The following is a 12657-nucleotide window of genomic DNA, read 5'->3' as shown; positions in this document are numbered from 1 at the left end:
CGGCCCCGCCCGACCCGCACCCGAGTGCACCCCCGGTGCACCGACGCGACCCTCTCGGCCGCCGCCCGCGACACCGGCCCCGGCGTCTCCTTCACGGCCTGCCGCGCTTCGCCGGCCCCGGCCCGCCTCACGGGTCGCAACGCCCCGCCACACCGCCTCGTGCCCCCGGCCGACCCGCCCGCTCACCGGTTCGCCCCGTACCCCCAGCGGTCCGGGCCCACCCCCCGCCAGTCGATCAACGGCGAGTCGGCGACCTCCTCCGGCTCGATCTCCAGCCCGGCCCGCCGCAGGAACTCCACCAGGTCCCCCACACCGTGGGCCAGACCGAGGATCTCCCCGTCCACCCGCACCCGCCGCCCCCCGCTCGGGGACGGCACCTGCACGATCACGGGCCTCTTGCCGGACATGCCCCCAGGATCGACCCGGCCGGTGGAGGACGCATCCGGGAAGACTGCCGGAGCTGCACGTCCGAACCACCCGCGAGCCCGCACGTACGGGGGCGCAGGGCCGCAAGTGCCTCACCCGGAACCGGCCCTGCCTCTACGCTGACAGCGACGAAGCTGCCAGGAGGGGGCAAGGCCGTAATGTCGCACGACGCTACCTCGAATCCCTACGCAGATCCGCTGAGGTTCGGGCAGAGGGTGCAGATCCTCCGCGAACGCCGCGGGATGACACAGGCGCAGCTGGCCGACCTGGTCGGCATCTCACCCCACACCCTCCGCAAGATCGAGAACGGCCAGCAGAGGACGCCGGACCTGGACAGGGTGATGCGCATCGCCGAGGCGCTGCGGGTCCGCGACCTGGCGGACCTCACGGGACGGCCGGACGGGCACGTCGATCTGTTCGTCGGCCCCGGACACCCCCGCCTGGCCGCGGTGAAGGCCGCGATCGACGCATTCACCTTCCCCGCCGACGTCGAGCCACCGCCCGTCGCGCATCTGCAAGTCCGCCTGCACGCGGCATGGAGGACGCGACACGCCTCCAAGGACCACCGCGAGGCCGTCGGCAGGCTGCTGCCGGACCTGATCCGGGACGCCCAGGCTCTCGTACGGCACGCCGACCGGGCGGAGGAGCGCCGTATGGCCCAGACCCTCCTCGCCCAGACCTACAGCCTCAGCCAGTTCTTCCTCGCGTACCAGCCCGACTCCTCGCTGCTGTGGCGGGTGGCCGAGCGCGGGATGATCGCCGCGCAGGAGAGCGAGGACCCGCATGCGATCGGCGTGGCCGCATGGCTGCTCGCCCAGGCACACCGCGACGCGGGACCGCGCCACTTCGACGCGGCCGACGCCGTGAACCTGAAGGCGATCCATCACCTCGACCCCTTCCTTCCCGAGGCGGGCGACGATGTCCTCGCCATTGCCGGCGCGCTGCGGTTCGAGCTCGCCTATACCGCCGCCCGCCGCCGGGACACCGGCACCGCGTGGCGTCAGTGGGACAGGGCTGAAAGCATGGCCCGCAACCTGCCTGCCGACTACTCCCACCCCGTCACCAGCTTCGGCCAGGCCGTGATGGGAGCGCACGCCGTGACCGTGGCGGTCGAACTGCACCAGGGCGGCGAGTCCGTCCGGCAGGCGGCCCGAGCGGACCGGGGCGTGATCGGGTCCCGCCCCCGACGAGCCCGCCACCGGATCGAGGAAGCCCGGGGCTACCGGCTCGACAACCAGCCGGACGCGGCCATGGCCTCCTTGGAGAAGGCCTACCAGGCTGCCCCGGAGACGATCCGCTACAACGGTTATGCCCGGACCCTGCTGCTGGAGGAAGTCGAGTCCACGCGGGCCCCGCGCCGGCGCCGCGCCGCGGAACTGGCCGACAGAATCGGCATCCTTCATTCCTGAGAGTAGCGACCGGATCACGGTCGGCGGTTCCGTGTAGGCGGCCCTACGGTCGATGAGCCAGAGCCCGGTGAGGCCGAGAGACCTTCCCGGGCGCGGCCAATGTCTCCGAGGAGCGTCGACTTGACGAACGGTACTGCCCCCACCGGGGTCTGCCCGCCGGGCAGCAGGATGACGATGCGGGTCTACGTGGTGGACCGACACGGCGCGATCGTCGGTGATCGCGGCACGGTGGACATCCTCGGCGGAGACGAACCGCCGCCGCCGACCACCTCCGACCCGCCCTGCGCCTGCCCCCTGCACCGAGTCGGCCCGGCGGTGCCGCGGTGAGCCCCGGCCCCGACAGCGTTGCCGGCACCGGCAGTGTTCCTCGGGGTGCCGGCCGCGCCGGGGCGCCGCTCGACACGGCGACCATGCGCGCCACCGCCCGCCGCCTGCTCGCCGCGGACGCCGAACCGCCGTCCCCGCAGGAGTTGCGGACGCTGCTGCTCCTCCTGCGCGGGCATCTCATGGTCGCGGTGCCCGAGGTGGAGGCGGCGGCGGCCGGGCTCCCGCGGGACGACGTGCCGCGCGCCTGCGCGCTGGCGTGCGTAGGCGAGGCCCGCATACGGCTCGGACTGGAGCCCGGGCACCCGCTGCCCGCCCGGATCGCGCACGCGCAGCGGCTGGCCCGCTCCGTCAACGCGCTGTGCGACCACTTCGAGAACCTGGGCGGTGGCAGGCGATGACGGGCGCCGCCCCGACCTGCCGGGGGTGCGGGCAGCCGATCCTCGACCCGCAGGACGCGGTCCTGCTCGGCCACGAGGAGGCCAACAGCGGTCCCGGCTGGGACATCTGGGCCCACCGCGCCCATGCCGACCGGGTCGGGCCGGACCCGGTCGCTCTGCGGATCCTGGCCCGCGTACTCCTCGTGAAGGCGCTGCGCGACTGACCGGGCACGACTGCCGACCGCCCGAACTGCGTTCGCCGAAAGGTGGGTTCACGGCCCCGATGCACCCGTGCGGGCCCATCGGGGCGTGCGGGCGCATCGGTTGGCCGCCGGCGGGGCCGTCCCCGGGCTACGACGAGCCGCCGTACGGCACTCCGGCGCCGTCACCGTGCGCTTCGCCCGCCGGCGGGACGACGCCCCCGTGCGCGACGCCGCGGACACGGCCGCGGACGGCGCGACGTCGCGGGTCGCGGCCACGGCCGCGGGCCCGACCGACGGACGGGCCAGGGGCGTTGGGTCGGTACTGCCGTCCGCGTGAGCGGGTCGCGGCACCGGCCCTCCCCCGAACCCCTGGCGCATCCGTCGGTGCACTCATCTTCACCGGAGGAGCGCCGGAAGGTCATTGCCGGGACCGGGCAGTCTTCGCGGTCCGTCGTTGCCGCATTCGGGGAGAACGTGATCCGGCGCGGGCACCGCCGTGGCCTCCGCTGCGGATGGTGCGGCCGAGGTTCGGTGGGGAGCCCGGTGGTTCACGTTCAGAGATCGATGAGTTCATGGCGGGGCTCCCCGGGATCCGTACCGGCCCGGTGCCGGGCCGCGGTGCGCCGCACCGGTTCGGTACCGCCGACGCCGAGCAGCAGGCCCGCCCCCCAGGCCCGCCGGCGCCCAGCGCGTACTGCGCGAGGCGTCCCCCTCCTCGGCCGCCGAATCCGGTCAGGCCCCGGACCACGGTGACCCGTACCGGCGGGAAGCGACCCTTCCGCCAGGCGTCCGGAACCCGCACGGTGCCCTTGTAGGACGGCCGAAGCAGCTGTTCGAGGCGGGTCAGGGCGGGCTCCCCGGAGCGCAGGAGCCGGGTGCGCTCGGTGCCGGCCGTGATCACCCGGGCGAGGTCCGAGGCGCGGCGGCCGTCCCGCGCCCCCGGCGCCGAGCCCTCCGCCCGAGGAGCCGCGGTGGTGGAGGAGCCGGACGGCGCGGCGACGGACGCGGCGAGCGCCGCGGCGGCGGTCGCGGCGACCAGGGCGGCAGCGGACGTGGCCGCCGTGATCCGTGGGAGGATCACCCGCCGTTTCCCGTCGTGCGCGTTCCGCAGTGCCATCCGCCCCTCCCGGTCCACCGGACGCCTCCCTCCGCCGCAACCCGCACCCCGTGGCCCGCCCCGGAGCGCCGGACGGCCTCCCGGCCCCGCATGCCCCGGGCCGCGCGGTCCCCGCCTCGGCCGGCCCCGCCCGCCGGCCGCCTGCCAGCCCGTCCGGCCGCCCCCGAGGGGGGACCCCACCGGGGGTGCGGGACGCCCGCCGGCGGGCGCTCCGCGGCTCCCGTACTCCTGTTACAGCACGGGACCCGGATCGGTTCCCCGCTGTTTCCGACCGGTTCCGGACCGGGCCTGCGAACCTGCGAGAATAGTGGGCATGGCCTCTGCTGACCGTCCTCGCGTGCTCTCCGGAATCCAGCCCACCGCAGGCTCGTTCCACCTCGGCAACTACCTCGGCGCCGTTCGCCAGTGGGTGGCGCTGCAGGAGTCCCACGACGCGTTCTACATGGTCGTCGACCTGCACGCGATCACGGTCCCGCAGGATCCGCAGGAGCTGCGCGCCAACACCCGGCTCGCCGCCGCCCAGCTCCTGGCCGCCGGACTCGACCCGGAGCGGTGCACGCTCTTCGTGCAGAGCCATGTTCCCGAGCACGCCCAGCTCGCCTGGGTGATGAACTGCCTCACCGGATTCGGCGAGGCGTCCCGGATGACCCAGTTCAAGGACAAGTCCGCCCGGCAGGGAGCGGACCGGGCCTCGGTCGGCCTGTTCACGTACCCGATCCTGCAGGTCGCGGACATCCTCCTCTACCAGGCCCACGAGGTTCCGGTGGGCGAGGACCAGCGCCAGCACATCGAGCTGACCCGGGACCTCGCCGACCGGTTCAACGGCAGGTTCGGCCGGACCTTCACGGCCCCGAAGCCGTACATCCTCAAGGAGACGGCGAAGATCTACGACCTCCAGGAGCCGTCGACCAAGATGAGCAAGTCGGCGTCCACGCCGAAGGGCCTCATCAACCTGCTCGACGAGCCGAAGGCGACCGCCAAGAAGGTCAGGAGCGCGGTCACCGACACCGACACCGTCATCCGCTTCGACCCGGAGGACAAGCCGGGCGTCAGCAACCTCCTCACCATCTACTCGACCCTCACCGGGGAGGGCGTCGCGGAGCTGGAGGAGAAGTACGAGGGCAAGGGCTACGGCGCGCTGAAGACGGACCTCGCCGAGATCATGGTCGACTTCGTGACCCCGTTCCGGGAGCGCACCCAGCAGTACCTGGACGACCCCGAGACCCTGGACTCCCTCCTTGCCAAGGGCGCGGAGAAGGCGCGTGCGGTCGCCGCGGAGACGCTGGCGCAGGCCTACGACAGGGTCGGCTTCCTGCCCGCCAAGCACTGAGCTGTAGAGCACACGACCGCACCCGCCCAACCTGACGCCGGTGGCCGTACAGTCGAAAGCCGAAGGCTGCCGCGGCAGCCGCCCATGCCCCGGGGACCCCGGGGCGACACGATGACAGGAGACGACGTGGGGACCGTAACGATCGGCGTGTCGATCGCGGTCCCGGAGCCTCACGGCAGCCTGCTCCAACAGCTGCGCGCGGGCTTCGGCGACGCGGCAGCCCTGGGTATCCCCACCCACGTCACCCTGCTGCCGCCGACAGAGGTCGAGGAGAGCGACCTGCCGGCGATCGAGGCGCACCTCACGGAGGTCGCCGCGACCGGCCGGTCGTTTCCCATGCGGTTGCGCGGCACCGGCACCTTCCGCCCGCTGTCGCCGGTGGTGTTCGTGCAGGTCGTCGAGGGTGCGGAGGCCTGCACCTGGCTGCAGAAGGAGGTCCGGGACGCCTCCGGTCCCGTGGCGCGCGAACTGCAGTTCCCCTACCACCCGCATGTGACGGTGGCGCACGGCATCGACGAGGCGGCGATGGACCGCGCCTTCGAGGAGCTCTCCGGCTACGACGCCGGCTGGCCGTGCACCGGCTTCGGCCTGTACGAGCAGGGCGCCGACTGCGTCTGGCGCAAGCTGAGGGAGTTCCCCTTCGGCAGCGCCGTGGTCCCCTCCCAGGCGGGCAGTGCCGACCGCGGCTCCATCCCAGCCGCTGACGCGGGGACCCGTACCACCGGCCGATGACGGAGCCGGGCAGCCGCGCCCGCGGCGTGTCCGCCGAACAGGCGACCAGCCAGGGCCCCTGGACCCGCGACCGCCTGGACCGGTGACCGCCTGGACCGGTGACCGCCTGGACCGGTGACCGCCTAGACCGGCAACCGCCGGAACACCGCGCGAGGCAGGTGCTGCAGCGCGGCCGTCACCACGCCCAGCACGCCGGGCACCCACACCGTCTCCGAGCGGCGCCGCAGCCCCAGCTCGATCGCCGTGGCGACCTCCTCCGGTGTCGTCGACAGGAGCGGCGCCGCCCGCTTCCCGGCGGTCTCCCGGGTCCGGACGAAGCCGGGGCGTACGACCATCACGTGCGCGCCGGTGCCGAGCAGGGCGTCGCCCAGACCCTGTGCGAAGGCGTCCAGACCGGCCTTGCTGGAGCCGTAGACGAAGTCGGCGCGCCGGGCGCGCTGCCCGGCGACGGAGGACAGCACGACGAGTGAACCGTGGCCCTGCTCCTGCAGCGCCCGCGCCGCCACCAGCCCCGCCGACACGGCCCCCGTGTAGTTGGTCTGGACGACGTGCACGGCACCCGCCGGTTCGCACTCGTCCCGCGCCTGGTCGCCGAAGACGCCGAAGGCGAGCAGCACCAGGTCGACGGGGCCCTCGGCGAAGACCTTGCCGAGCACCGCCTCGTGCGACGCCGGGTCCAGGGCGTCGAAGGCGACGGTGCGCACGTCGGCGCCCCGGGCGCGCAGGTCTCCCGCGGCCCGGTCCAGCGCGGGCGAGGGCCGGCCCGCCAGCCAGACGGTGCGGGCGCCGCGGACGATCAGGCGGCGAGCGGTGGCCAGGGCGATCCCGGACGTACCGCCGAGGACGAGCAGGGACCGGGGGAGGCCGAAGGTGTCCTGCATGACAGCTCCTGGGGGCTTCCTGGAGGGGGACGCGACGGACCGGGCACGCGGCGGACACAGCGCGCGGACACCGCCGAGCCGGCCGTACTTCCGTACCGCCGCGGTGGCCGCCTCCTCGTAGGCGCGCAGCCGGGCCGTCCGGGCCGTCCGGGCGTTCCGGGGTGCAGTGCGGCTCCTTCCGGCGGGGGCCGTGCGCGGCGGGATGTCGGCGGACATGCGGCGACGGTACAGCGGCGGTTTCGGCCCCTCGGCGGCAACATTCCCCACCTCGGCGAAACGGGTGATTAATGGGATGTCGGCCCCGTCCGGCGGAGTTCCGCCGCCGGGGGCGTGGACAGTGGGCGCTGGCCGCCGGGGGCGCGACCGGCGCCCGCCCTCACCGGCGCCCGCCCTCACCGGCGCCCGCCCTCACCGGCGCCCGCCCTTACCGGCGTGCGCGGGACGCACCCGCGCGCGAGGTACCGGGGTAGGAGGCACCCGTGCGGGACGCCGCACCGAGTGGGAGGCACCTGCACCGGACGCACTCCTACCGGACGCACTCCTACCGGACGCACTCCTACCGGACGTGCCCCTACCGGACGTGCCCCTACCGGACGCGCCCGTGCCGGATGCATCCGCGGAGAACGTGACGGCGCAAGTGACCGGGACGGCTGCCGCGCCGGCGGCCCGCGTGTCACCGGCCTCCGCGTCGGTGGGCGCAGCCCCGAGCGGCGCGGCCGCAACGGACGGCCGGACCGCCGGCCCGCCCGTGCGGGACGCCCCGCCCGTGCGGGACGCCGCGCCGGGGGTGCGTGGGCGGGCCGTCCCGGGGCGGCCCGCGACGAGGGCCTCGCCGCGCGTATCGGGGGCACCCGGACATGGGCCGCCCGCCACGAGGGGAGAAGCGGAGCATGGACTGGCTGAAAAGACTGCCCGGCGTCGGCCCGGTCGTCGCACGTCTGATGACCACGCACGCCTGGCGGTCCTACGAGCGCCTGGCGCGGGTGAAGTGGTCGCGGCTGGCCGCCGCGATGACCTTCATCAGCTTCGTGGCGCTCTTCCCGCTGCTCACCCTGGCGGCGGCGATCGGCGCCGCCACGCTCGACTCCTCGCAGCAGAAGCAACTCCAGGACAAGATCGCCGAGCAGATCCCCGGCATCTCCGACCAGCTCGACATCAGCAGCCTGGTCGACAACGCCGGCACCATCGGAGTGATCGCGGCCGTGGTCCTGGCCTTCACCGGTATGGGCTGGGTCAGCCAGATGCGGGGCTGCCTGCGCGCGGTGTGGGAGCTGCCCGACAAGGACGACAACGTCGTCGTGAGCAAGGCGAAGGACCTGGGCGTCCTGGTCGGCCTCGGCGGCGCCGTGGTGGTCACCCTGATCGCGTCCACGGTGGCCACCGCGCTGGTCGGCTGGATCACCGACCAGCTCGGCATCGACCGCTCCGGCTGGGGTGGCGTACTGCTGTACGTGGCGGCGTTCGCCGTCGCCGTCCTCGCCGACTTCCTCGTCCTGCTGTACGTGCTGACCCTGCTGCCCGGCGTCGAACCGCCGCGCCGCCGCCTGATCGTGGCGGCGCTGATCGGCGCGGTCGGCTTCGAACTGCTCAAGCTGCTGCTCAGCAGCTACATTCAGGGCGTCGCCGCGAAGAGTATGTACGGTGCGTTCGGCGTCCCGGTCGCGCTGCTGCTGTGGATCAACTTCTCCGCGAAACTGCTGCTGTACTGCGCCGCCTGGACCGCGACCGGGAGCAAGGCGGAGGAGGGCGTCGTCACCGACGACGCACCAGATCGGGCAGCGGCCAACGGCGGTTGACCAGGAAGACGCCCCCGGCGAGCACCAGCAGCGCTCCGCCGGCGATCGCGAGGGCCGTGCCGATCCCGCTGGAACCGCCGCCGGCCGCGGCGCTCGCCGCCGCCTGACCGGCGGACGCGCCGTCGGCGCCGTGGTCGCCGGCCGAACCGTCGGAGGCGGTCGCGTCCGGTGAGGCGCTCGCCCGGACGGCGTCCTTCGGCGGTACCAGCTCACCCACCGGCCGCACCTTGCCGGCGGCCCGGAAGCCCCAGTCGAACAGCGCGGTGCTCTCCTTGTAGACGGCGTCGTGCTCCTTGGCCTCCGGATGCATCACGGTGACCAGGAGCACCTTGCCGTTGCGTTCGGCGACGCCGGTGAAGGTGTTGCCGGCGTGGGTGGTGTAGCCGTTCTTCACGCCCGCGATGCCCGGGTACACCGTGACGTCGCCGTCGCCCCGCAGCAGCCGGTTGGTGTTCTCGATCTCGAAGGAGCCGCGGCTGACCTTGCCGTCCTTGCCGGTCTTCGTCTCGCCGGGGAACTGGGACCGCACCGTCGAGCAGTACTCGCGGAAGTCCTTCTTCTGCAGGCCGTCCCGCGCGAACAGGGTCAGGTCGTAGGCGGAGGAGACCTGGCCCTCCTCGTCGTAGCCGTCCGGGGTCACCACGTGGGTGTCGAGGGCCTGGAGCTTCTCGGCCTGCTCGTTCATCTCCATGACCGTCTCGTCCACGCCCCCGTTCATCGCCGCCAGCACGTGCACCGCGTCGTTGCCCGACCGGAGGAAGACGCCCAGCCACAGGTCGTGGACGGTGTAGGTCTCGTGCTCCTTTATGCCCACCAGGCTGGAACCGGCGCCCATGCCGGCCAGGTCGGACGGTGCCACCTCGTGCTTGAGTTCCTTGGGGAACTTCGGCAGCACGGTGTCCGCGAACAGCATCTTCAGCGTGCTTGCGGGCGCCAGCCGCCAGTGCGCGTTGTGCGCGGCGAGCACCTCGCCTGACTCGGCGTCGGCGACGATCCAGGAACGGGCGGAGATGCCCTGCGGGACGGCGGGCGCGCCGCCGCCCGGATCGACCTGGGTCCCCGGGCGCCCGAGGCGTGCGCCGCCGACGCTCGACATCACCGCCGGGGGCGTCGCCGACGGGCTGCCGGTAGGCGACGGGGACGGCGCCGCCGACGCGGCGGGCGCGGTCAGCGGGACGGACAACAGGGCTGCGGACGTGACCAGCAGGGATCGCCTGATGGTGTTCATGGATGCAGGCACGCCGGAGAACGTACCTGCCCGGCCCGGCGGGGTCCCACCCCGCACCCCGCCCCTCGCGGCGAACCGGGAGAGTGGTACGGGGCGTACGCAGCCCGGTCGCCCGGTCTCCCGGTTCCTGCTCGTCCTCGGGGTGTCGGGCTGGGGCATCTGGATCACCTTTCGCGAGCAACCGACCGTCACGGCATCGGAGTCGGGCGAAGGCGGCCGCCTCGTCCGACGCCGTTCGCCGTCCTCCCCTACGGAAGAGCGTCCGGACGCCGTCCGGGTTGCAGTGTCCGCGTCCGATGCCCGAAGGCTGCCCGGACTCGCCCGAGATCTCCCCCGCGAAAGTGAGAGGTGCCGCCGGACGGCCCGGTCGGCGTGTCCTCCGCGCGACGGTGAACGGATCAGCCCACCCCTCCCGCGGCGGGGGCGGCCTCCGGACCCGGGGCAGGGGGTCAGCCGCGTTCGGCGGTCTGCTCCGGAGTGCCCGGCCGGGACTGCTTCGCGTGGGCGCGCAGACCCCGGAAGCCGATCGCGCCGATGGCCGTGCCCAGCAGGAACGACGTGATCGCCAGGGCGAGGTGGATCCAGAAGTACGCGGTCGGGTTCCCGTCGTCGAAGGCGAGACCGCTGGCGTCCTTGACCAGATTCTTGACGAAGGTCGTCCAGACCACCCAGGACCACACGCCGAAGGCGAGCAGGAACCACGAGACAGGGCGGCTGAGCTTCATGGCGGGTCGTCCTTCACTGCTGCGGGGGAGTGGTGGTGCCCTGCCAGTGTCCTCCCGGAGCCCCGGTGCCCCGACGGCGGGGCCCCGGGAGCGGTCACCGCACGCGGGGCGGCCGGTGTTCCGCCCCCGGCCGACGGGAGGCCGAGCGCGGGTGATCGAGCCGACGTCCCGTCGGGCCCGAGGCCGGTCCGCCGCCGGTAGGCGGGTAAGTGTTTCTCATTTCACACACCTCCCCTTCCCCGTCCCAAACTCGTGTGATTAGGTGATCCGCGCCACCAGGGGAGGTGGCCGCCACAAGGGGAGTGGCAACGTGGGGGCCCGTATCGGGCCCGGGAGGGGCATCGACACCGTGCGCTCGGTTCGCATGAGGATTCTGGTCGTCGTCGTGGCACTGGCGGCCGCAGGCGTGGGCGCCTGGCAACTGCTTCCGTCCAAGGGGGATCAGAGCCGGACCATCGTGGTCGGCACCACCGACAGCATCACCTCGCTCGATCCGGCGGGCGCCTACGACGCCGGTTCCTGGGCGCTGTTCAGCAACGTGTTCCAGTCGCTGCTGACCTTCGCGCCGGGCGGCACCGAACCCGTGCCGGACGCGGCCCAGAGCTGCGCCTTCCAGCAGGGCGGGCTGACGACGTACCGCTGCGAGCTGCGCGAGGGGCTGAAGTTCCCCAGTGGCCGGGCGGTGACCGCGCAGGACGTGAAGTTCTCCTTCGACCGGGTCAAGAAGATCGCCTCCGACGTCGGGCCGTCCTCGCTGTTCTCCACCCTGAAGTCGGTGGACGCCCAGGGGCGGGTCGTCACCTTCCACCTGTCGTCGCCGGACGCCACGTTCCCGCTCAAGGTGGCCACCGGCGCGGGCTCGATCGTGGACTCCGAGCGCTACCCGGCGGACTCGCTGCGCTCCGACGCCGCCGTCGACGGCACCGGCCGCTACACCCTGAAGTCGTACCACAAGGGCAAGTCGGCGGTGCTCGAGCCGAATCCGCGCTACCAGGGTGCCGTCAAGGACGGTGGCAGCCCCATCGAACTGCGCTACTACAAGGACGCCGAGGCGCTCCAGTCGGCCTGGAAGGACAAGCGGATCGACGTCGCCGCCCGCGAGCTGCCGCCCGCCTACCTCGCCGCCCTGAACCCCAGCGACCCGGGGCAGCGCGTCACCGAGGCCGACAGCTCCGACATCCGCAACCTGTACCTCAACACCCGCAAGGGCTCCCCGCTGCACGACGCCCGGGTGCGGCGCGCCCTCGCCTGGTCCGTGGACCGCGAGCAACTGGCCGCCCGCGTCTACCAGGGCACCGTCGACCCGTTGTACTCGCTGATCCCCACCGGCATCACCGGACACACCACGTCGTTCTTCGACAACTACCCCGAGCAGAGCACCGCCAAGGCGCGCAAGCTGCTGGAGGAGGCGGGCGTCGACATCCCCGTCCGCTTCAGCTACGGCTACGGCACCGGCAGCGGCGCCGCCGCCCAGGAGGCCGCCGAGCTCAAGCGGCAACTGGAGGCCACCGGACTGTTCAAGGTGGACGTCAAGGGCTACGAGTGGACCGACTTCCAGAAGCGGTGGGCGGGCGGCAGACTCGACGCGTACGCCGTCGGCTGGGTCGCCGACTACCCCGACCCGGACACCTTCGGCAGCCCTCTGGTCGGCACCGGCTCCACCATGAACACCGGCTACAGCAGCAAGACCGTCGACCGGCTGATCACCTCCTCGCAGCAGTACGCCGACCGCAGCCGGGCCGCCCGGGACTTCCGCGAACTGCAGGAGAAGGTCGCCCGGGACGTGCCGGTGCTGCCGCTGTGGCAGCGCAAGGAGTACGTCGTCACCATCGAGGACGTCGGCGGCGGCCAGTACCTGACGGACGGCAACGGCGTGTTCCGGCTGTGGAGCCTGCACTGGATCTGAGCCCCGCCCGGCAAGGCCGCGGACGGCAAGGCCGCGGACGGCCGCGCCCCTGCGCGGCCGCACCACCACCGACGTCGGCGTCGGAGGCGTCCAGGACGGTCAGGAGTCTCCGGGCCGTCCGTCCGTCCGTGGCCGTCAGGGGCCGTCCGGGCGCGCTCGGGGTGGATCAGGGGCCGTCCGGGCGCGTTCGGGGCGTCGGG

Annotated in this window: 14 protein-coding genes; 9 read left to right on the top strand and 5 right to left on the bottom strand. The window is 73.3% G+C overall.

What is annotated here, in order from left to right:
* Positions 1 to 182: 182 nt before the first annotated feature.
* Entirely contained in the window at positions 183 to 407 is a 225-nt protein-coding gene (locus tag ACL02U_RS10630) for a hypothetical protein (protein WP_412790459.1), read from the bottom strand.
* Between the two features lie 177 nt (positions 408 to 584).
* Between ACL02U_RS10630 and ACL02U_RS10625 the strand changes: the two genes are divergently transcribed.
* The 4 genes from ACL02U_RS10625 (at position 585) to ACL02U_RS10610 (ending at position 2763) form a co-directional block, all read left to right on the top strand.
* Positions 585 to 1835: a helix-turn-helix domain-containing protein gene (locus ACL02U_RS10625; protein ID WP_412790458.1), complete on the top strand. Its 1251-nt coding sequence runs from the start codon at positions 585 to 587 to the stop codon at positions 1833 to 1835.
* 120 nt (positions 1836 to 1955) lie between these two features.
* Complete coding sequence (locus tag ACL02U_RS10620; protein WP_412790457.1) at positions 1956 to 2162, top strand: hypothetical protein; 207 nt, start codon at positions 1956 to 1958, stop codon at positions 2160 to 2162.
* A gap of 83 nt (positions 2163 to 2245) precedes the next feature.
* Complete coding sequence (locus ACL02U_RS10615; RefSeq protein WP_412790456.1) at positions 2246 to 2560, top strand: DUF6415 family natural product biosynthesis protein; 315 nt, start codon at positions 2246 to 2248, stop codon at positions 2558 to 2560.
* Complete coding sequence (locus ACL02U_RS10610) at positions 2557 to 2763, top strand: hypothetical protein (RefSeq protein ID WP_412790455.1); 207 nt, start codon at positions 2557 to 2559, stop codon at positions 2761 to 2763. Before ACL02U_RS10615 ends, ACL02U_RS10610 begins: the two co-directional genes overlap by 4 nt.
* Positions 2764 to 3160: 397 nt before the next feature.
* Here the strand turns inward: ACL02U_RS10610 and ACL02U_RS10605 are convergent, their stop codons facing one another.
* Positions 3161 to 3859 (bottom strand): hypothetical protein, encoded by a 699-nt coding sequence (locus ACL02U_RS10605; RefSeq protein WP_412790454.1) that lies wholly within the window; start codon positions 3857 to 3859, stop codon positions 3161 to 3163.
* A 313-nt stretch (positions 3860 to 4172) separates the two neighbouring features.
* On the opposite strand from ACL02U_RS10605, the gene trpS reads away from it, so the two are divergent.
* Both trpS and ACL02U_RS10595 read left to right on the top strand, forming a co-directional pair.
* The gene (trpS, locus tag ACL02U_RS10600; RefSeq protein ID WP_412790453.1) at positions 4173 to 5189 is read left to right on the top strand and encodes a tryptophan--tRNA ligase; all 1017 of its coding nucleotides are present in this window, start codon (positions 4173 to 4175) and stop codon (positions 5187 to 5189) included.
* 126 nt (positions 5190 to 5315) lie between these two features.
* The gene (locus ACL02U_RS10595; protein ID WP_412790452.1) at positions 5316 to 5921 is read left to right on the top strand and encodes a 2'-5' RNA ligase family protein; all 606 of its coding nucleotides are present in this window, start codon (positions 5316 to 5318) and stop codon (positions 5919 to 5921) included.
* Between the two features lie 122 nt (positions 5922 to 6043).
* On the opposite strand, the gene ACL02U_RS10590 is transcribed toward ACL02U_RS10595, so the two are convergent.
* Positions 6044 to 6802, bottom strand: coding sequence for an SDR family NAD(P)-dependent oxidoreductase (locus ACL02U_RS10590; RefSeq protein WP_412790451.1), 759 nt, complete (start codon positions 6800 to 6802; stop codon positions 6044 to 6046).
* Between ACL02U_RS10590 and ACL02U_RS10585 the strand changes: the two genes are divergently transcribed.
* Positions 6801 to 6923 carry a hypothetical protein gene (locus tag ACL02U_RS10585; protein WP_412790450.1) on the top strand — a complete coding sequence of 41 codons (123 nt, stop codon included), beginning with the start codon at positions 6801 to 6803 and terminating at the stop codon, positions 6921 to 6923. The genes ACL02U_RS10590 and ACL02U_RS10585 overlap by 2 nt on opposite strands.
* A gap of 769 nt (positions 6924 to 7692) precedes the next feature.
* Positions 7693 to 8598 (top strand): YihY/virulence factor BrkB family protein, encoded by a 906-nt coding sequence (locus tag ACL02U_RS10580; RefSeq protein ID WP_412790449.1) that lies wholly within the window; start codon positions 7693 to 7695, stop codon positions 8596 to 8598.
* On the opposite strand, the gene ACL02U_RS10575 is transcribed toward ACL02U_RS10580, so the two are convergent.
* Positions 8555 to 9838, bottom strand: coding sequence for a D-alanyl-D-alanine carboxypeptidase family protein (locus ACL02U_RS10575; protein WP_412790448.1), 1284 nt, complete (start codon positions 9836 to 9838; stop codon positions 8555 to 8557). The genes ACL02U_RS10580 and ACL02U_RS10575 overlap by 44 nt on opposite strands.
* Before the next feature lie 437 nt (positions 9839 to 10275).
* Entirely contained in the window at positions 10276 to 10551 is a 276-nt protein-coding gene (locus ACL02U_RS10570) for an SCO4848 family membrane protein (RefSeq protein WP_412790447.1), read from the bottom strand.
* 364 nt (positions 10552 to 10915) lie between these two features.
* On the opposite strand from ACL02U_RS10570, the gene ACL02U_RS10565 reads away from it, so the two are divergent.
* A complete protein-coding gene (locus tag ACL02U_RS10565; RefSeq protein ID WP_412790446.1) occupies positions 10916 to 12457 on the top strand; it encodes an ABC transporter substrate-binding protein in 1542 nt (513 codons plus the stop codon).
* Positions 12458 to 12657: the final 200 nt, after the last annotated feature.

It is taken from the genome of Streptomyces sp. MS06 (assembly GCF_047200655.1).
Taxonomy (GTDB): domain Bacteria; phylum Actinomycetota; class Actinomycetes; order Streptomycetales; family Streptomycetaceae; genus Streptomyces.
This window is presented reverse-complemented; position numbering and strand designations above follow the sequence as displayed.